Genomic DNA, 20,415 nt, shown 5'->3' with positions numbered 1-20,415 from the left:
TGATGAGAACGCGGACCAAAAGGTCCGCGTTTTTTGCATTCAAGAATGCTCTTCCGCCGCGGTTTCGGCCAGCTTGCGCGAGAACACCCGCAGCGCATCGACCTGAAACAGTGCGCCATGCAGTTCCGGTCCGGTTTCCTCGTGCAGCGTCACGACAGGAATGAAGATCAGATTGTTCTTCTCGAACATCGGCATGGCTTTTTCCAGCGTCGCATTGGGCGAAAGGTAAATCCCCTGCCCGATCAACTCGCGACAGGCCTCCTCAGACGCCGCGCGCGGCGCATCGGGCTTACGGTAGCATTGATGCACCCGGACGGTGGCCAAGAGATAGGCCTGCGGGCCCGCCGCCAGATGCACGTTGCGGCGCTCGAGAAGCGTGAGGAAGAAAGAGCGATCCACCAGACGCGAGGCCAACGCGGTGGACAAGGACACTGTGACCATAACGGCCAACCCCGTCTGCCAGTCGCCCGTGAGTTCGAAGACGATCAAGGTGGTGGAAATCGGCGCGCCCAAAACAGCGGCAGCCACCGCGCCCATCCCGGCCAGCGCGTAGAGCGTTGCGGTGCCGGACACGGTCGGAAAAATCGCCGTCGCCACGAGGCCAAAGGAAAGCCCTGTCAAAGCCCCAACCATCAACGCAGGGGAAAACACGCCCCCGCCCATACGCCCCGCCATGGTGATGGACACGGCGATGACCTTGATCACCGTGTAGATCACCGCCTGCCACAACAGCAATTGTCCGGTGAGCGCATAAGAGGTCGTCTCATAGCCGACCCCGATGATATGCGGAAACTGTATGGCGATGAGGCCCAGCAAAAGCCCGGCAAATGCAGGCCGCAGAACCGGCGGCAGGTGCAGCTTTTCCTGCACCCAGGAGCCGAAATCATCCGCCATGAAAATCGTGCGCATCATCAGGACGGCGACCAGACCGCAGAGGAGCCCGAGCAGCAAAAAGGCCGGCAATTCGACGTAGAATGTCAGTGCGCCCTCGGCGGCCAGCGTGAACTCCGTGACATCGCCGAATTCCATACGGTTGATCACGGTCCCCGCGGCAGAGGCAATGACGATGGGGGCAAAGGCGTGGACGGCGAAATGACGTAGCACCACTTCGAGCGCGAACAAAGCGCCTGCGATGGGCGCGTTGAACGAGGCCGAAACAGCGGCGGCCACCGCACAGCCCAAGAGATCCCGCCCGGTGATCCCATCGGCATGGAGCCGGTTCGACACCCAAGTGGAAATCACGCCCGCCATGTGCACCACGGGGCCTTCGCGCCCCGAGGACCCACCCGTGGAAAGCGTTATGAGTGAGGCCACAGCGGAGGCAATCCCCGCACGTTTCTCCACCCGCCCCTCGTTCATCGCCGCGCCTTCGATCACGTCAGCGACCGAGCGCACCCGCCCATCCGGCGTGAACCAGTTCAACACAATGCCCACCAAGAGCCCGCCAAACACAGGCAGAAGCATCACCCAGTACCAAGGCAGATCGCTTGCAAAAGTATGAAGATGACGGAGGTCATGGGTGCCATAGAACAGGCCCTGAAGATAATCGATCGCCTTGCGAAACGACAGCGCGGCAAAGCCCGAGGCGATCCCGATCAGAAGCGCGATGAACCAAAACTGAATCTGGCTCGGGCCGCGACGACGCATCAGATCGAGCGCCTCGATCAGACCCTCGCGAATATCCCGAAACGCCTTCGCCGGATACGCCGTTTTGTCTTCGGCCATCTGCCCGCTGCCCCCTCGTCTCTCTCGTCTGTCGCGTCTCTCTGGCGCCTCTGTGGCGTTCGTCGCAGAGACAGTCGCACAGAGCAAATCCCCATGCGCATCCGCTTTCCCTGCCTGCCCGCCTCCTTTATGGTCGCCGGGCCTAAACAGACAAGTGAGTCCCCATGATTGACACAGCCTATGCCGCGCTTTCCAATGTTCTAGAGGGTCGGCTCACACGATCCAAGTCCGAACTCGACCAGCACGGCCTGTCTGAGACCTGGTTCCCGCTGACACCGCCCGATGCTGTGGCCTATCCGGAAACCACCACTGAAGTCTCCGAGATCATGAAAATCTGCCACGCCCATGGTGTGCCCGTCACCGCCTTCGGCGCTGGCACCTCTTTGGAGGGCCAGACGCTGGCGATTTCCGGCGGTCTGGTGGTTGATTTCAGCCGCATGAACCGCGTGCTGCGGGTCAATGACGCCGATATGGACGCCGTGGTTCAGCCCGGCATCACACGCGAGGCGCTGAATGTCGAGTTGCGGAGCACCGGGTTGATGTTCCCGGTCGATCCCGGCGCCAATGCCTCTCTCGGTGGCATGGCGATGACGCGGGCATCGGGCACGACCGCCGTGCGATACGGCACGATGAAAGAGAATGTCATCGGGCTTGAAGTCGTTCTGGCCGACGGGACCATCATTCACACCGGAAGCCGCGCGCGGAAATCCTCGGCAGGCTATGACCTGACCTCACTTTTCGTGGGTTCCGAGGGCACGCTTGGGTTGATCACCGAAATGACCGTGCGGCTCCATGGTCAACCGGAGGCGATCTCCGCCGCCGTCTGCGCCTTTGACGAGATCACACCCGCCGTCGAGGCCGTGATCGCGACGATCCAAATGGGCCTGCCGATGGCTCGGATCGAGTTTCTCGATGCCGAAAGTGTCGATGCTGTGAACAAATACTCCGGCGCGGATTTCCCGTTGAAACCGCATCTTTTCGTAGAATTCCACGGCTCTGACGCGACAGTTGCCGAACAGGTCGAAACCTTTGGCGAGATCGTTCATGATTTCGGCGGATCGGATTTCGAATGGGCCGCCAAACCCGAAGATCGCACAGCGCTCTGGACCATGCGCCATCACGCCTATTGGGCCTGTCTGGCGCTTCGCAAAGGCGCAAAGGCCGTGGTCACCGACATCTGTGTGCCAATCTCGAAACTGGCCGAAGCGGTCGAACAGACCCGTGCCGACATCGCCGCCTCACCGCTTCAGGGGCCCATTTTGGGCCATGTCGGCGACGGCAATTTCCACGCGATCCTGCTGGTCAACCCCAACGACGAGGCGGAGATCAAAGAGGGCAAACGTCTGGCGCATCTAATGGCCGAACGCGCGCTGAAACTGGGCGGGACCATCACCGGCGAGCACGGCATCGGCATAGGAAAAAAGGGCCTGATGCCCGAGGAACACGGCGCGGCTTGGGGAATCATGGGGCAGCTTAAAGCCGCCATGGACCCGACCAACATCCTGAACCCCGGCAAGATGGTGCCCTAAAAAGCAAACGGGCGCGGAGCACTCCGCGCCCAAAACTCGCTACCCTTCACGGGCAGAGTATAAAAGAGATCTGCTACAGATTGATTAAAGCACTTAAGTCGCTGATTTAGCCCGCCAAAAGCGACCTTGCCGCCTCTCGCGCCGCGTCAGAGATGGTATCACCGGACAGCATCCGCGCCAGCTCATCGACTCGCGCGCCTGCGTCCAGCGGCGTCACCTCAGAGAGCGTCACACCGTCCTCGACCCGTTTAGACACGCGCCAATGATGGCCGCCAAGCGCCGCCACCTGAGGGCTATGGGTCACAACAAGCACCTGTCCTTCGTCAGAGAGTGCCTTCAGCCGTCGCCCCACTGCATCCGCGGTGGCGCCGCCGACACCGCGGTCGATCTCGTCGAAAATCATCGTCACGCCGGTCTGGTCGCGGGTCAGACAGACCTTGAGCGCGAGGAGAAACCGCGACAGCTCGCCGCCGGAGGCGATCTTGCCCAAAGGCCCCGCCGGAGCGCCCGGGTTGGTGGCAACAGTGAAGGACACCTCGTCACGGCCCTCAGCCCCCGCCTCACCGTGGGTGATCTCGGTCGCAAACACCGCGCGTTCCATTTTCAGGGGCGCCAATTCTCGTGCCATGAGCGTGTCGAGTTCTGACGCCGCTTTATGGCGCGCCTCTGTCAGAGCCGAAGCTGCGGCGTCATAGGCGGCCTCCGCCTGTGTCACCGACTTGGCCAGCGCCGCCAGATCGCCCGCACCGCTGTCGAGGGCGGAAAGCTTGCTGCGGAATTCCTCGCCCAAAGCCGGAAGGTCATCAGCCAGAACATTGTGTTTGCGTGCCAAACCCCGGATCGCGAAAAGGCGTTCTTCGAGGGTCTCAAGCTCATGCGGATTGAAGCGCAAGGACTCGATGCACTCTTCGACATCGGATTGTGCCTCTGCCAGTTCATTGAGCGCCCGGCCAAGCGCCTCGATGGCGCTATCAAGCCGCCCATCGGCCTTTTCCGCCGCCCCTTCGAGCCATTTGAGAGCATCCGAGAGCATCCCCTCCCCGCCATCGTAGGAGATTGCCTGATGCGCCTTCGCGACATCTGCGGCGATCTTTTCCGCCGATTGCATGAGGCGCCGCTCGGCGTCCAATTTGGCCTCTTCGCCCGGCTCTGGCGCCAGCACGTCGAACTCGCCCACGGCGTGGCGCAGGAAGTCCTCTTCCTCTTTCAACGCCGCCTGTTCAGCCTCTGCCGCTGCCAGCGCCTTACGCGCAGATGCCAGCGTTTTCCACGCACTCCGGGTCGCAGCCAACAGCGAATCCACACCGCCGAAAGTGTCGAGCAGCACGCGATGCCCGCGCGGGTTCAACAGGCCGCGGTCGTCATGCTGGCCATGCAGCTCAACCAGAACCTCCGACAGACGCCGCAGCACTTCACCCGACACGCGCCGGTCGTTGACCCAGGCGGTCTTGCGCCCGTCGGCCGTATTCACCCGCCGCAGGATCAATTCGCCATCGTCAGTGTCCATGCCCAGCTCGGTCAGCACCTCTTCGGCATCGTGACCTTTGGGTAGGTCAAAGACGGCCGTCACCTCGCCCTGCGCCGCGCCCGCGCGCACCAGATCGGCCCGCCCGCGCCAGCCCAGAACAAAGCCAAGACTGTCTAGAAGGATGGATTTGCCTGCTCCTGTCTCACCGGTCAAAACGTTGAGACCCGGCTGGAAATCAAGCTCCAGCCGGTCGATGATCAACATGTCCCGGATGTCGAGACTTCTTAGCATTTTGGTGTGAGCCTCAGAGCCATTCGCCGCGGATCATCTGACGATAGATCGCGCCAAGCCAGTTGTTTTCAAAGGCTTTCGGCTCAAGCCCCTGCCCCGTCAGCAATTTGTAGCTGTCCTGATACCATTCGGTCGACTGGTAGTTGTGACCGAGGATCGCACCAGCGGTCTGTGCCTCTTCCACAAGCCCCAGTGCCAGATAGCTTTCCACCAGACGATGCAGAGCCTCTGGCGTGTGCTGCGTGGTCTGGAATTGCTCCACCACGACGCGGAAGCGGTTGGAGGCGGCCGCGTAATGCTTGCGCTTCAGGTAATAGCGCCCGATCTCCATCTCCTTGCCAGCAAGGTGATCGAAGGCGAGATCAAATTTCAGAATCGCCGAGCGCGCGTATTGGGTGTCGGGATAGCGCTCGATCACAGCGCGAAGCGCCTGCAACGCCTGGAATGTCAGGCCCTGATCGCGGCCCACATCATCGATCTGGTCGTAATAGGACAGCGCAAGAAGATACTGCGCATAGGCGGCATCTTCGTCAGCTGGGTAGAAATCGAGGAAGCGCTGCGCGGAGACGCGGGCGCTCTCGTAATCCTTATCGCGGTGATAGGAGAAGGCCTGCATGATCAGCGCGCGTTTGGCCCAGTCGGAATAGGGGTAGAGGCGCTCGACCTCGCCGAAATATTGCGCGGCGTCACCGTAATCCTTTTGCGTGATCTCATATTCCGCACGCGCATAAATCTCTTCGGCTGGGTAGCCTTCCAAATCGCGCGTCGGAGCGTTGTCTCCACAAGCTGTCAAAAAAGCCATGGAAAATCCGAGCACTATTGCAAAATGACCTGTTTTTCGTGCCGTCATGAAAGGCCCTACCCTCACCGTTCCACACGCCTCTTACTGGGGCGTGCCCACACTCCTAGCACAGAAAAATCCGAGGCAAAACGCCTTTAGACGGGAAAAGTCGTCACGTGATCGTCACGCCCGGAATTCCGAAGGAAAGTGGAGTTATATCGCCGCTCTTGAACGCCGGAAATCAGGCGCAAAAGGCCAGATCGGCCCGGCTGACACCGGCGCCCGGCAAACGGCTTGCGGTTTTCGCATCCACCGTGACAAAGGCCCAAGCGCCCGGCGTGGCGAAAAGTTTGCGCAACAGAGCATTGGTTACCGCATGGCCGGATTTCTCACCGACGTAGCGACCCAGAATCGGCGCACCGGCCAGATAAAGATCCCCGAGCGCATCAAGCATCTTGTGACGCACCGGCTCGTCCGCATGACGCAGACCGGAGGGGCCACCATTCACCTTGTCATCATCGAAGACGACGGCATTCTCACCGGCCACACCACCCAGAGCCAAACCATTGGCCTGCATCATATCGACCTCGGCCTGACGGCAAAACGTCCGACAGTTCGAAAGTTCGCGCACAAAGGCCCCATTGGCCATGACCAGATGCTTGTCCTGCACACCAATCGCGCGATCCGCGAAGTCGATGTGAAATTCGATCTCCATCGTGTCGGACGGCTCAAGACGGGCGATTGCCGTTTCGGTTTCAACCTGAACAGGTTTCAGAATTTTCAGAGCGCGTGCTGGACCGTCCTGACGCACCAGACCCGCGGCGAGGATGCCATCAACAAAAGGCGCGGCAGAGCCATCAAGGATCGGTACTTCTGGCCCGTCGACGGAGACGATGACGTTGGTCACGCCACAGCCCGCAAGTGCAGCCATGATGTGTTCGATGGTCGAAAGTTCGACCCCGTCTTCGTTGCGGATGAGGGTGCAAAGTTGAGACGGCACGACGGCGTCCCAACGGGCGGGAATACGTGCGGCACGCGTCTCTGTCTTGTCACCCGCGATGTCGGAGCGGACGAAAACAATGCCATGACCAGACGGCGCAGGCGACAGTTCAAGGCAAACAGGCGCACCAGAGTGGAGCCCCACCCCGTCAAACCGAATTTCTTTTGCGACTGTGCTCTGCACGTTGTGCCTCATTCTTTTCTCATAGCACCGAAGACAATTCGGGCTTGGTTTACAGAGACATAACCAGTCAGCCTGCCCGACCTCAACTCAATCTTTGTAACGGATTGAAACATCTCTCTCATGAGGAAAGCAAAAAACCGCGCAGTATTTTGCCGCATCGCGGCAAGGCACTGTTTCCTAAAAGAAAAGACCGCCCAAGGGCGGCCTTTTAGGGTCTGTGATTTCCGTGATTGTGACCTAGGGTCACTTAGGGTCAAAAGCCCTCGTTCACGGGTTTATGTCAGTTTGCCTGACGGCGCAGGAAGGCCGGAATTTCGATCTTATCGTTCTCCGGGTTCGGATCCTGATCTTCGTCATAAGCCTGATGCACCTGCGGACGCACCTGCGGCTGGGCACCGAAACGGGCCTGCTGCGGTTGCGGGGCGGGCGCCGCCGGACGGGCTTCTTCTTCTGCGCCATGTCCGGTCATACGACCGATCAGAGAATTGATGCCGAAACGCGCCGGTTTGGCTTCCGCGGCGGGCTGGGCCGCCGGTTGTGCGTAGCGCGGTTGCTGTTGCTCGTGACGCACGTCAGCACGCGGCTGTTTGGAGACAGCGGCCTGAAGACGAGCCATGGCTTCCGGCGACGGCGTGCCCGGAGCGGGTGCGCGCGGCGCGACAAAGGCGTCAGCCTGCGGTTCATGCATGGCCGGTTGCTGTGCTGGCTGCGGACGCGGCTGATAGGCCGGCGGCGGCAGATCGTCATCCAGCGCGCGGAAGGTGTCTTCCGGTGCAGAAGCGCGAGCCTGAGTGGCCTGCGGATCGAACACGTCAAGGGTCGGTTGGGCCGGCTCTTCGATCGCCGCAGCTTCGACAGCGGCAGCAGCAGCCACAGCAGCAGGGGCAGCTTGCTCAAGCTTTTCCTCGACAACAGTCGGCTCTTGCAGCGGCTCTGCTAGACGGCGACGCGGCACCGGCACTTCGGCGACCACGGTGGCGTCGATGCCGGTGGCGACGACGGAGACACGCATTGCGCCGTCCATGTCGTTGTCCAACGTGGAACCGACGATGATGTTGGCTTCCGGGTCGACTTCTTCGCGAATGCGGTTGGCAGCTTCGTCCAGTTCGAACAGCGTCAGGTCGTGCCCGCCGGTGATGTTGATCAGAACGCCTTTCGCACCTTTCAGAGAGATCTCATCCAGAAGCGGGTTGGCAATGGCTTTCTCAGCGGCCTGCACGGCGCGGTCTTCGCCGGTTGCTTCGCCGGTGCCCATCATGGCCTTGCCCATTTCGTCCATCACGGAACGCACGTCGGCAAAGTCGAGGTTGATGAGGCCCGGACGGACCATCAGGTCAGAGATACCTTTAACGCCCTGATACAGAACGTCATCGGCCATGGAGAAGGCCTCGGTAAAGGTGGTTTTCTCGTTGGCGAGACGGAACAGGTTCTGGTTCGGGATCACGATGAGCGTGTCCACCATTTTCTGAAGCTGCTCGACGCCCTCGTCCGCCTGACGCATACGTTTCGCGCCTTCGAACTGAAAGGGTTTGGTCACAACGCCGACGGTCAAAACGCCCAGCTCACGCGCGGCCTGCGCGATGATCGGCGCGGCCCCCGTACCGGTGCCGCCGCCCATACCAGCGGTGATGAAGCACATATGCGCGCCAGCCAGTTGATCGACGATGGCCTCGATGCTTTCCTCGGCGGCGGCTGCGCCCACGGAGGGACGCGCGCCTGCGCCGAGACCCTCGGTCACTTTGAGCCCCATCTGGATACGGGCCTGTGCCTTGGCGTGTTGAAGCGCCTGTGCGTCGGTGTTCGCCACGACGAATTCGACGCCCTCAAGCGCCTTTTCGATCATGTTGTTGACAGCATTGCCGCCCGCGCCGCCAACGCCGAAGACCGTGATCTTGGGTTTCAACTCGTCCCGCTCGGGCATCGTCAGATTCAAAGCCATGAGTGTACCGCCTGCTTTCTCTCGTGCCGGGGCGATTGCACATTCTGCCCAAACCGCCCGATGTCCCCGCCCCTGAATCGGGGCAAACTTTACCTATTCACCCTAAATATTATGGGGTTTCGTCTACGGCGTCATCCCAAAAACACGGGAATGCCACAAAATATAGGGTATGAAGCCGCTATTTTCGGCGGGATTTTGCGCATAGCGCCAGATTTAGCGGTTAAGCAAGATGACATGCGAAGAGACGCGACCCGCGCCACCCTCACCTGAGGGGACGTAAAACGCCGCGCAGCGTCTTTGCATGTCTGGGGCACTGCTCTCGTGCCTTATGTCTGTTTTATATATGCGACCCGTTTGCCGAGCCTTCTGCCTATATCTTGTGTTTATCACAGCCCCCGCAGGGGCTGCAACCGCTTACCAATTGTCTTTAAACCAGCGCACGGCGCGTTTCAGCGAGCGCGCAGGATAGCGTTCCGCCGGGATCTCGAAGTCCCACCACTCGTCTTGCGGATTGGCCGCAAAGAGGCAAAGGCCAACCGCCGAAGCAAAGGCCGCCCCTGTTGCGGCCTGCGGCAGCCCCTGCACGCGCAAAGGCCGTCCGATGCGGACATTCTGGCCGAGGATTTTCGGCGCAAGGCTATCGAGCCCCGGAATTTGCGAGGCCCCGCCCGTCAGGACGATCTGCTGGCTGGGCATATGTTCAAACCCTGCGGCATCCAGGCGCTCGCGCACGCCTTCGAGAATTTCCTCGACACGCGGCCGGATGATGCCGATCAATTCGGCGCGCGACACCGTGCGACGGTCTTTCTCCCAATCGCCACAATCGCTGCCGACCTCGATCATCTCGCGGTCGTCCATGCCGGTGGCAACGATGCCGCCGTAAAAGGTCTTGATCCGCTCGGCGGTGGCGAGCGGGATTTGCAGCCCCATGGCGATGTCAGAGGTCACGTGATCGCCACCCATACGCACGCTATCGGCATAGATCATGTGTTTCTTCATGAAGATCGACACATCGGTCGCGCCGCCGCCCATGTCGATACAGGCCGCACCCAGCTCTTGTTCATCTTCCACGAGAGCCGAAATGCCGGACACATAAGCCCCAGAGGCCAGCCCCGCGACTTCGAGGTCACAGCGCTTGATACAATAGAGAAGGTTCTGGATCGACGCGGTGTCGACGGTGAGCATATGCATATCAACGGCGAGGTTCTGACCGATCTGACCGCGCGGGTCCTTGAGCCCAGAGCGGTGATCGAGCTGGAAGTTCACCGGCTGGGCGTGCAGCACATCGCGATGATTGCCGTAGTCCGGCACATCTGAGGAAGCGAGCACGCGGGCAACGTCCTGTTCCGACACGGTGTCATATTCAACCTCGACCTGCCCAGCGATGCCGTAAGAGCGCGGGCTACCACCAGAGAAACAGGCGATGACGTGATCCACGCGGGTCTGGGCCATTTTCTGCGCGGCCTGCACGGCGGTGCGAATGGCACGTTCGGTTTCGGCCATGGCTTCGATCTCGCCGAAACGCACACCCCGCGAACGGGTGGTGGCGGCACCAATGACGCGGAAAGACGATTGACCAGCCAGCGCGCCGACCCCATCGCCCCCCATGAAACGCTCGCCATCAAAGCGCAGCACGAGACAGGCAATCTTCGAGCTGCCCACGTCGAGAATGGCAATCACACCGCGTTGCAGGGCGGCTTTGCGCATGTTCCGCATCGCCCGTTGGGCTTCGTACAAATCGGTCATCGATAAGACACTCCAAGTTCGACGCCCCGCAGGCGTTTCAATTCGTCTTGTGCAGCTTCGGTCAGTCGCACGGTCGGTCGGGTCGGACGGCGCATGTCAACAGTGGCCACATCACGTCCCAAAAGGTCTTTGGCCTGATCCAACGCCACCACCTGCGCCAGCGCGCCCAGCGGTTTAATTTCAGGCAGGAGGATTTCCTGATCGCGGTCCAGAACGATGTTCCAGCGCCGCTCGCCCACACGCACCAGCCCGCGCAGACGCGGGGTCAGAGGGCCAGCGTTTGCGAGGATCGCCAGAGCTTCCTCGACGGCACGATCCGCGCCCTCGCCCGCAATCAGCGGCAGGTCGGGACGATCAAGACGGCTTTCAAGCGCGGCGACGCGGTGCCCCTCGGCATCAAGCATCTCAAGCCCAAGATCGGAGCGCCAAACCACTGCGGGCGTGCGTTCGACGATATCGACCTGCAAAATCCCGCCCGCGCGCACATGAATGCCCGCGCTTTCAACTGCATCAAGGCTTTCAACCTGCGCCAACAACCCCGGCAAATCGAGATCGAAGGAGGAGACCGGGAAATCCTGAGCCATGACTTCGCGAATGTCTTCGGACAACTCGCCCGAGGCGCCGTCAATGGCCATCAGCTTGACCATGAACTCAGGCCGGTTTTGCACCTCGGCTTTGATCGCCATCACCTGCCCCATAAAGGCCTCTCGGTTGTCTTGCGGCGCGAACCACAACCCGATGCAGGCCGCCACGGCGGCGACCGGCGCGATGCGGCGCAGGAAAAAGCGGAACGATGGCGTCAACCAAAGGCGGTTCATCCGGTAGGCCGCGCGAGATGGTGCCGGGTCCCGCGGACGCTGCGGCGCGCTCTCGGCATCTCCGCGACGGGCGCGAAGGGCGCGGGCCACGGCCTCCGACACGCGGGCGGAGCCCCCTGCGGTCGGACCCTTGGCAAATTCGGTCGGATCTATCGGTCGCATGACGCGTCCTCCACCATCCATTTGCAGAACTGACCAAACGTGATGCCGCATTTCTGCGCCTGTTCAGGCGACAGCGACGTCGGCGTCATCCCCGGCTGGGTGTTGGTTTCCAACAGCACAAGCCCGTCGAGCCCTTTCGCCTCATCCCAACGGAAATCCGTCCGCGACACACCGCGACAGCCCAGCACCTGATGCGCCTTGAGCGCATAGTCCTGACAGGCTTGGGCGATCTCTTCGGGGATTTCGGCAGGACAGACATGGCGCGAGCCGCCCGTGGCGTATTTCGCCTCGTAGTCATACCAGCCGTCGGTGAGAATATCGGTGACGCAGAGCGCTTTGTCGCCCATCACCGAACAGGTCAACTCGCGGCCCGGCGCATATTGTTCAACCATGACCACCGGCGGCATCTCTTCCGACAAACGCGGCGCGTTGGAGCCCTCGCGCACGATGTAGACGCCTACCGAGGAGCCTTCGTTATAGGGCTTCACCACATAGGGAGGGTCCATCACATGACCGGCTTCGACCTCAAGGCGCGACGCCAGTTTTGAGGGTACGATGGGAAGTCCAGCGGCGCGGTAGACCTCCTTGGTCTTCTCCTTGTCCATAGCGAGCGCAGAGGACAGGACACCGGAGTGGGTGTAGGGAATGCGCATCCATTCGAGCAAACCTTGGACACAGCCGTCTTCGCCGAACCGACCATGCAGCGCGTTGAACACAACATCGGGCGCGACCGCCGTCAGCTGCGCGCACAGGTCTTCGCCTGCGTCGATCTCAACCACTTCGAATCCTTCACCCCGAAGCGCCTCAGCGCATTCGCGACCTGAAGACAGTGACACCTCGCGCTCAGCCGAGGGACCGCCTTTGAGAACCGCAACTTTCGGGGACTGCCTGCTCGACATGTCCACTCGCCTCACTCTGGGATCGTCTTTGTGCGATCCTTTAAAAAAATCGCCCCGTTTCGGGGTCTGATTTACTCCCTTTCGGGAAAAATACGCCCTGCTCAGAGCGTTAAGGCACTTATGCCTCGGAAATTTGTGCTTCGGCAAGGCCATCCGGGATCGGATTGCCAGAAAATTCGCCGATGCGCTTAATTTCCCACTCTAACGCGAGACCGGCGTTTTGAAATACTTTTTTTCGCACCGTCTCACCCAAAAGTTCGAGAGCATGCGCGGTGGCCTCACCGGTGTTGATCATAAAGTTGGAATGCATCTCGCTCATCTGCGCGCCGCCGATGGAAAAGCCCCGAAGCCCTGCGTCATCAATGACTTTCCAGGCCTTCAGATCATGGACATCGTCGGCCTTGCCCGTCGAACTGAACCCAGCCGGATTACGGAATGTCGACCCCGCACTGCGCTCTTTCGTCGGCTGCGAGGCATCGCGGCGGGCAAGTTGATCGACCATTCTGGCCTCAAGGTCTGCGGGATCGCCCCGCTCGGCCTCAAACGTCGCCTCGACGATCACATAGCCCTCTGTCAGATCGGTCTGGCGGTATTGGAAATTCAGGTCTTCGGCGGTGAGCGTCACCAACTCGCCGGACCGCGTCACGGCCTTTGCAGAAACGAAATGATCGGCCACATAAGAGCCATAGCATCCTGCATTCATCCGCACCGCGCCCCCGATAGCGCCCGGAATGGTGCGCAGGAATGTCAGGTCCAAGCCCGCCTCTGCCGCTTTGCGCGCCACATGCGCGTCCAACATGGCGACACCGGCGGTCACCCGGTTGCCCTCGATCTCGATGCCGTTAAAGCCCCGCCCCATGCGGATCACCACGGCACGAATGCCCCCATCGCGCACGATCAGGTTGGAGCCGACGCCCATCGGGAAGACGTCGACGGTCGGGTCGAGATCCGCAAGAAAGCTCTGCAAATCCTCAAGGTCCGCCGGCTGAAACAACGCATCCGCAGGGCCGCCCACACGCAGCCACGTGAGATCGGCGAGCGCACGGTTCTCGGTCAGTTTGCCACGGGGCGTGGGATAGGTCATTCTGCGGGGCCTCGCGCCAAGGTTCTTCTGATCCACCGACCCAAATACACCACAGGCCAGCGCAGGATCGACACGCCTGCCGCCAAGACGACCAGCCCGATCCATGGGCCGTTCTCATAGGTGACAAATCCCAAAAGAGGAACCCCCAGCGCGATCAACACGTAGGCCGCAGGCCAATGGTGGCGGCGCGAAGGGAACATCGCGATCACATTGGCGAGCACGGCCCAGAAACAGGCCAGAGTGAGGGACAGGGTCATGGCGGCCACTTCCTATTTGATCCCGCGCACAAGACGCCTCCACAGCACCTTGAGCGGCTTTCGAAACAAAGACACGGCAGCAGCTAAACCGATGAGCACCGGCCAGACCCCATAGGTCAATCCGGTCCAGATGAGCAACACGGGCAGCACGAGCAACAGCACTGATCCGGGGAGAATCTGGTAGCGCAAAGGTAACGGAGCAAGCGCCATAGTGGCAAGCGCCCATAATGCGAGCGCTATCAGCGGATTGTCGACGAAGGAAACAAGGTCGCTCATGACGCAGCTCCGAAGGCAAAGGCCATCAGCGCCAGAAGCGCGAAGATCAGACCAACGACGGGCACCCAATTTGCAACACGGAACGGCGCTTTGGGGCTTTGGCGTTTGAGCAAGATGAGCGCGCCGTTGACCAGCGTGAAAACCACCAGCAGGATCGTCGACGTCACCCCCGCCAGATCAGAGACCGGCAGCACAAGTGCCGCGCCAATCACCACCGCGCCGATGAGAACGGTGGCGAGAACCGGTGTGCCGAAGCGCGGATGGGCGTGACGAAAGAGCCCCAAGAGGCCGCCGCGCTTGCCAAGACCATAGAGCACCCGCGCGGCCATCACGACCTGCGCCAGCACCCCATTTAAAGCGGCGGTCACAGCAATGGCGGAGAGCACGACGACCGCTCCGCCTCCCGCCTCATAGACCAGTGCCAATGGGCGCTCGGAGGCGGCGAGGTCTTCGAGCGGGACGGCGCGCACGGCGGAAAGGGTGACGATGACATAGAGCAACGTGGTGATGAGTAGCGATGCGATAATGGCGATCGGCAGGCTGCGCTCGGGGCGTTTGACCTCTTCGGCCATATTGACGATGTCCTCGAAGCCGATGAAGGCGAAGAACGCGAGCGTTGCAGCGACACCGATGCCGGAAAAATACGGTGCTGCCGGGGCGGTGAAATCCGGCGACACGGGCGCCTGCCACCCGGCCCAGACGACGAGCATTAGGCCTATGACTTCGATCACGGTAAAGGCGGCGGCCATGGCGAGGCTTTCCAAGACGCCGACGATGGCGACGGCCAGAAGCATGAGGCCCAGCCCAATGACAGAAATATTAAAAGGAATATCAACAAATCCGGTGAGATAGCCTGCGCCGCCTCTGAGTACGGCGGCGGCGGACACCGTTCCGCCGGCAACGATGGCAAGGCCCACGATGAGGCCCAGAGCCCGCGACCCCGTGCCCGCCTCGACATAGGCCGCCTCGCCCGCCGCTTCGGGGATGCGGGTGGACAATTCGGCGTAGGAGAGTGCTGAGGGCGCGGCGATCAGGCCCGCGAGCAAAAAGGCCAGAGGCGCGTAAATTCCGGCCTGTGCGGCCACCGTGCCGACAAGAACATAAATCCCCGCACCGACCATGACGCCCACGCCATATGCGGTGAGCAGTCCAGGGCCGATGCGGCGTTTGAGATGACCAGTTTTGCCTTGTGCAGACATGAGTTCTCCACAGATCGTCCGCCTCTGAGCCTATCTCAGACCCGCGCCCCTGTCTCTGCGTTAGAACAAAGCTGCGATCAGCCTTTTGAAAGCCGCTCCGGCAGGTTATGCGCCCAAGCGGAAATCGTTCCTGCCCCGAGGCACACAACCATATCACCCTCGCGCGTCTGTTCACGCACCAGACGGACCAGATCGTCCTCAGACGTCACAGCGCGCGCATGGCGGTGGCCGTGGCGAATGAGACCGGCGACGAGATCATCGCGCGACGCGCCTTCGATCGGCTCCTCGCCTGCGGCGTAGACCTCTGCGATGCCGACCACATCGGCCTCGTTGAAACAGGTGCAGAAATCGTCGAACAGGCTATGCAGACGCGAATAGCGGTGCGGCTGATGCACGGCGATGACACGCCCCTCGGAGGCCTGACGCGCGGCTTTAAGCACGGCAGCGATTTCGACCGGGTGGTGGCCGTAGTCGTCAATGATCGTGACCCCATTGATCTCGCCAACCTTGGTGAAGCGACGGTTGACGCCCCCAAACGCGGCCAAGGCCTGTTTGATCTCTTCGGCCTTCATGCCGAGATGGCGCGAGACGGCGACGGCCGCCAGCGCATTGGACACGTTGTGATCGCCCGGCATCGGCAGCGTACAGCCCTCGATCACCATATCCTCGGCTGCCAGCACGATGTCGAAATGCGCCACGCCTTTTTTGTAGGTCAGATTGACGGCGCGGACATCGGCCTGCGCATTGAAGCCATAGGTCACAACGCGGCGGTCGGTGATCTTGCCGACGAGGCTCTGGACCTCCGGGTGATCGGTGCAACAGACGGCGAGGCCGTAAAACGGAATACCGGAGACGAAATCGTAGAAGCCCTGACGCAGGTTTTCGATCGAGCCCCAATGCTCCATATGCTCCGGGTCGATATTGGTGACGATGGCGATGGTGGCGGGCAGACGGTTGAATGTCCCGTCACTCTCATCGGCCTCGACAACCATCCAGTCGCCCTGCCCCATCCGGGCGTTCGAACCATAGGCGTGGATGATGCCGCCATTGATCACGGTCGGATCGATACCACCCGCAACCAAAAGCTCGGCCACAAGCGTGGTGGTCGTGGTCTTGCCGTGCGTGCCCGCGACGGCAACGTTGGATTTCAGACGCATGAGCTCGGCAAGCATCTCCGCGCGGCGCACCACCGGCAGACCTTTGAGACGGGCGGCGTCCAGTTCCGGATTGCCGGGTTTGATGGCGCTAGAGATCACCACAACCTCGGCGTCTTCGAGATTTTCTTCGCGCTGGCCTTCGTAGATCACAGCGCCCAATTCTTTCAGACGATCCGTGATTTTCGAGGCTTTCAAATCCGACCCCTGCACCCGATAGCCATGGTTCAACAGCACCTCGGCAATGCCGGACATGCCAATGCCGCCGATGCCGACAAAGTGGATCGGGCCCATTTCGGTGGGGAGTTTGGTTACGCTCGCGTTCATCTTATCGTCTCACTCGTCTGTCGCGCCTTAAATCGGCACCGTTATTTTGCTTGAAAGGCCAGATCTTCGACCAGTGACGCCAATTCCTCGGCCGCCTGCGGTTTCGACACCGACAGCGCCGCCTGCGACATCATCAAAGCGCCCTCAGGATGGCTCAGTACGTTTTCGATCTGCTCGGCGAGGCTCTCGGGCGTCAGCTTACTTTCGGGGATCATGATCGCCGCGTTCGCCTCTACGAGCCCGCGGGCATTCGCGGTCTGATGATCGGCGGTGGCCGCCGCAAAAGGGATAAAAATCGCAGGCCGCCCGATCACCGACACATCCGCCGCCGACGAGGCCCCCGAGCGGGTGATCACCAACTGGCTTTCACTCATGCGCTTCGGCACGTCATGGATGAAGGTCTGAACATCGGCCTTGATGCCATGCAGCTGGTAGAACTCGGTCACGCGGTCAAGGTCCTCGGCGCGGGCCTGTTGGCTGATGCGCAGGTTGGAAAGCATCCGCTCCGGTAGGCGCGCAATGGCCTCGGGCACGACGTCGGAGAGAATGCGCGCGCCCTGAGAGCCGCCCATCACCAGAATTTCCATCGGATAATCGCCGGGCGCAATGTAAGGTGCTGCGTATTTTTCCAAAATGGCGCCCCGCACCGGATTGCCGGTATAGACGCCCTCGACACCCTCGGGCAGCGTGGTCGGCCAAGTGCCGCAAGCGACTTTGTCGACGCGTTTGGCAAAGACCTGATTGACCCGACCCAGAATGCCGTTCTGTTCGTGGATCATTCGGGGCAATTTCATCAGAGTCGCTGCCGCCACCGCCGGGATCGCCGGATAGCCGCCAAAGCCCACCACCACGGCGGGTTTATCGCGCATGAAATTCGACATGGCCTTGAACACGCCGCCCATGATGCGTGGCAGCACCATCGCTTTGGCGGCAATGCCACCGCGCGCGAAGGTGGCCGAGGGCATAACCTCGATCTCCACCGCTTGCGGGAAAGCGCCGGTGTAGCGCGCGCCACGGGCATCGGTCGAAAGCTTGACCCGCCAGCCCCGCGCCAGCATCACCTCGGCCAGAGACTGCGCCGGGAACATATGTCCGCCGGTGCCGCCGGCGGCGATGACAAGAAGGGGGGCTTGGGTCATTTGGAACCTCTTTTATTTATCTGCGAAAGCTCAGCGGCCGCGACGGATCAGGATGTCACCGATCTCGCCCTGCGGACGGGTGCGGGTAAAGGCCAGCAGTGCACCAAGCGCAATGCCAGACGCGATCAAGGACGAGCCGCCATAGGACACAAACGGCAAGGTCATGCCTTTGGCGGGCAAAAGCCGCACAGCAACACCCATGTTGATAAAGGCCTGAATGCCGAAAGCGCAGGCGAGCCCCGTGCCCGCAAGGCGGATGAAGGGATCGCGTTCTTTCAGCAAACGCCACAAAGAGCGCACGGTGATGGTCGCGTAAAGCGCGATGATCACGAGCACAAGGATCAGCCCGTATTCTTCGGCAGCCACTGCAATGATGAAATCGGTATGCGCGTCGGGCAGCGACCATTTCACGGTCCCCTCACCCACCCCGACACCAAAGAATCCGCCCTCGCGGATGGCGTTGGTGGCGTAGCCGATCTGGGTCGTGGGGTCGATCGTCGGGTTCAGGAACCCGTCGATACGGCGCGCGAAGTGTTCGGAGTTGTTGTAGGCGAAGGTGCCGCCCAGAACGACGAGACCTGCGATGCCGACAAGCAATGTGAGCGGCGCACCCGCAACGAAATACATCACCCCCCAAGCGAAGAGGATCAACGAAGCTTGCCCGAAATCCGGTTGCAGCGCCAAGAGGATCACGACGAGCGAGGTGATCAGGAAAGAATACATCCGCCCCGGAGGTCCACCGATTTCAAGCCCTGCTGCCATGAGCCAGGCGGAAGTGATGACGAAGGCGGGCTTCAGGAATTCGGACGGCTGGACAGAGGCGAACCCAAGCGAGAACCACCGCGTCGCGCCCTTGCCGAAATCCGTGCCAAAAGCGGGCAGAAGAAATAGCGAAAAGAGCGCCAAAACAAAGCCCACAACAGCAAAACGGCGCACCCGCGCCGGGTCCATCATAGTGATGCCGATCATCACCATCAGCCCGACAGAGCCAAAAAACGCCTGACGTTTGACGTAGTGGAACAGATCCGTGAAGCCGTTCTTTTCGGCCAGAGGCGGCGATGCCGCGAGCCCGAGCAAGAGCCCAATACCAAAAAGGATAAAGACGCAGGACAGCGTCCATTTGTCGATTGTCCGCCACCAACGCGGCAAGATCGGCTCTCCCACGCGCATCGGCGCCGAGCCATACACCATCTCTGTCATGATACCGCCTACTGCCTCGTTATCATCATACGCCCGGTTTTCCGGGTCTGATTTGGAGAGGATAGCGGGTTTTCCGAATTTGCGCCACTACAGATTGTGGTCTCAACACCCCCAAACGCCACAAAGGCAGGGTTTTGCCGACATATCGCCCGAGATATGCCAAAACACGAATTGATCCCCTTCATTGTTCGTTGTCATTGATCGGTAAGGGGAATCCCCGCAGTCTGGCGCTAACTCACCCTCCCCCTCCTCCAACCACGGAGTTTGCCTATGAAAATCGGGATCGTCGGTGCGGGCATGGTCGGCTCAGCCGCAGGCTATGCCATCGCCTTGAAAGGCACCGCGAGCAAAATCGTTTTCGTCGATTACAACGCAAACCTCGCCCATGCGCAGGCCGAGGACATTGCGCATGCCGTGCCCTTTGCCTCTTCCACCGTGGTGACATCTGGGGACTACGCGGATCTCAAGGGCGCGGGCGTGGTGATCCTCGCCGCCGGTGTGGGGCAAAAACCGGGCGAAAGCCGGTTGGAGCTTTTGACCCGCAACGCCGAAGTGTTTCGCCAGATCATCGGCAAGGTACTGGACGCCGCCCCAGACGCGATCCTCTTGGTCGCCACCAACCCCGTCGACATCATGACACAAATCGCCACGCGGCTCTCCGGCCTGCCGCCGTCGCGGGTGATCGGCTCGGGCACCATCCTCGACACCGCACGGTTTCGGCATCTGATCGGCGAACATCTGGGCGTGGCGCCGCGCTCTGTGCATGCCTATGTGCTGGGCGAACATGGCGACAGCGAAGTGCTGTGTTGGTCGTCGGCGCGCGCAGGCGCGCTGTCGGTGAAAGACTTCGCCGCCCAGATGCGTGTGCCCCTGACCGAAGGTGTGAAAGCGCGCATTGATGATGGGGTGCGCAACGCCGCCTATACGATCATCAATGGCAAGGGCGCGACATGGTACGGCATTGGCGCAGGGCTTGAGCGCCTCGTGCGGGCGATTGCGCAGGACGAACAAACCGTACTGTCGGTCTCGATCGTGACGCCTAAGGTCGAGGGGGTGCAGGACGTTGCGCTCTCAATCCCTCGCATCGTTGGCGCGCAGGGCGTGGTGTCCGATCTGTTCCCGGAACTGGATGACGCGGAACATGAGGCGCTTGGGGCTTCTGCGCGATTGTTGAAAGAGACGCTGGATGCGTTGGAGTATTGAAGAGTAAGCTCTGACGCCAAAGGCCATTCAACCAA

Annotated in this window: 17 protein-coding genes; 2 read left to right on the top strand and 15 right to left on the bottom strand. The window is 61.0% G+C overall.

Going from position 1 to position 20,415, the window contains the following annotated elements; genetic code table 11:
- Positions 1–39: 39 nt before the first annotated feature.
- Positions 40–1,725 (bottom strand): chloride channel protein, encoded by a 1,686-nt coding sequence (locus tag J5Y17_RS03855; RefSeq protein WP_219783885.1) that lies wholly within the window; start codon positions 1,723–1,725, stop codon positions 40–42.
- A gap of 164 nt (positions 1,726–1,889) precedes the next feature.
- Here J5Y17_RS03855 and J5Y17_RS03850 point away from each other — a divergent pair, with 164 nt between their 5' ends.
- A complete protein-coding gene (locus J5Y17_RS03850; RefSeq protein WP_219783884.1) occupies positions 1,890–3,254 on the top strand; it encodes an FAD-binding oxidoreductase in 1,365 nt (454 codons plus the stop codon).
- A gap of 106 nt (positions 3,255–3,360) precedes the next feature.
- Here J5Y17_RS03850 and recN read toward each other — a convergent pair whose 3' ends face one another.
- The 14 genes from recN to ftsW form a co-directional block, all read right to left on the bottom strand.
- A complete protein-coding gene (gene recN, locus J5Y17_RS03845) occupies positions 3,361–5,013 on the bottom strand; it encodes a DNA repair protein RecN (RefSeq protein ID WP_219783883.1) in 1,653 nt (550 codons plus the stop codon).
- Positions 5,014–5,026: 13 nt separating this feature from the next.
- On the bottom strand, positions 5,027–5,863 hold the full coding sequence (locus J5Y17_RS03840) for an outer membrane protein assembly factor BamD (protein WP_219783882.1): 837 nt from the start codon (positions 5,861–5,863) through the stop codon (positions 5,027–5,029).
- A 172-nt stretch (positions 5,864–6,035) separates the two neighbouring features.
- Positions 6,036–6,977: a UDP-3-O-acyl-N-acetylglucosamine deacetylase gene (gene lpxC / locus J5Y17_RS03835; protein WP_370628850.1), complete on the bottom strand. Its 942-nt coding sequence runs from the start codon at positions 6,975–6,977 to the stop codon at positions 6,036–6,038.
- A 280-nt stretch (positions 6,978–7,257) separates the two neighbouring features.
- Entirely contained in the window at positions 7,258–8,916 is a 1,659-nt protein-coding gene (ftsZ, locus tag J5Y17_RS03830; protein ID WP_219783880.1) for a cell division protein FtsZ, read from the bottom strand.
- Positions 8,917–9,330: 414 nt separating this feature from the next.
- Positions 9,331–10,662, bottom strand: coding sequence for a cell division protein FtsA (gene ftsA / locus J5Y17_RS03825; RefSeq protein ID WP_219783879.1), 1,332 nt, complete (start codon positions 10,660–10,662; stop codon positions 9,331–9,333).
- The gene (locus tag J5Y17_RS03820; RefSeq protein ID WP_219783878.1) at positions 10,659–11,642 is read right to left on the bottom strand and encodes a cell division protein FtsQ/DivIB; all 984 of its coding nucleotides are present in this window, start codon (positions 11,640–11,642) and stop codon (positions 10,659–10,661) included. The genes ftsA and J5Y17_RS03820 overlap by 4 nt, the downstream gene beginning before the upstream one ends.
- Complete coding sequence (locus J5Y17_RS03815) at positions 11,630–12,541, bottom strand: D-alanine--D-alanine ligase (protein ID WP_219783877.1); 912 nt, start codon at positions 12,539–12,541, stop codon at positions 11,630–11,632. The genes J5Y17_RS03820 and J5Y17_RS03815 overlap by 13 nt, the downstream gene beginning before the upstream one ends.
- Before the next feature lie 118 nt (positions 12,542–12,659).
- Positions 12,660–13,625, bottom strand: coding sequence for a UDP-N-acetylmuramate dehydrogenase (gene murB / locus J5Y17_RS03810; RefSeq protein ID WP_219783876.1), 966 nt, complete (start codon positions 13,623–13,625; stop codon positions 12,660–12,662).
- The gene (locus J5Y17_RS03805) at positions 13,622–13,882 is read right to left on the bottom strand and encodes a DUF2484 family protein (protein ID WP_219783875.1); all 261 of its coding nucleotides are present in this window, start codon (positions 13,880–13,882) and stop codon (positions 13,622–13,624) included. Before J5Y17_RS03805 ends, murB begins: the two co-directional genes overlap by 4 nt.
- A 12-nt stretch (positions 13,883–13,894) precedes the next feature.
- Entirely contained in the window at positions 13,895–14,158 is a 264-nt protein-coding gene (locus J5Y17_RS03800; RefSeq protein WP_219783874.1) for a DUF2484 family protein, read from the bottom strand.
- Positions 14,155–15,357 (bottom strand): APC family permease, encoded by a 1,203-nt coding sequence (locus tag J5Y17_RS03795; protein WP_219783873.1) that lies wholly within the window; start codon positions 15,355–15,357, stop codon positions 14,155–14,157. The genes J5Y17_RS03800 and J5Y17_RS03795 overlap by 4 nt, the downstream gene beginning before the upstream one ends.
- A 77-nt stretch (positions 15,358–15,434) precedes the next feature.
- Entirely contained in the window at positions 15,435–16,838 is a 1,404-nt protein-coding gene (murC, locus tag J5Y17_RS03790) for a UDP-N-acetylmuramate--L-alanine ligase (RefSeq protein WP_219783872.1), read from the bottom strand.
- Between the two features lie 41 nt (positions 16,839–16,879).
- The gene (gene murG / locus J5Y17_RS03785; protein ID WP_219783871.1) at positions 16,880–17,977 is read right to left on the bottom strand and encodes an undecaprenyldiphospho-muramoylpentapeptide beta-N-acetylglucosaminyltransferase; all 1,098 of its coding nucleotides are present in this window, start codon (positions 17,975–17,977) and stop codon (positions 16,880–16,882) included.
- Between the two features lie 30 nt (positions 17,978–18,007).
- A complete protein-coding gene (ftsW, locus tag J5Y17_RS03780) occupies positions 18,008–19,177 on the bottom strand; it encodes a putative lipid II flippase FtsW (protein ID WP_219783870.1) in 1,170 nt (389 codons plus the stop codon).
- 270 nt (positions 19,178–19,447) lie between these two features.
- Here ftsW and J5Y17_RS03775 point away from each other — a divergent pair, with 270 nt between their 5' ends.
- Positions 19,448–20,380 (top strand): L-lactate dehydrogenase, encoded by a 933-nt coding sequence (locus J5Y17_RS03775; protein WP_219783869.1) that lies wholly within the window; start codon positions 19,448–19,450, stop codon positions 20,378–20,380.
- Positions 20,381–20,415 lie beyond the last annotated feature (35 nt).

Source organism: Celeribacter sp. PS-C1, assembly GCF_019429625.1.
GTDB lineage: Bacteria > Pseudomonadota > Alphaproteobacteria > Rhodobacterales > Rhodobacteraceae > Celeribacter.
This window is presented reverse-complemented; position numbering and strand designations above follow the sequence as displayed.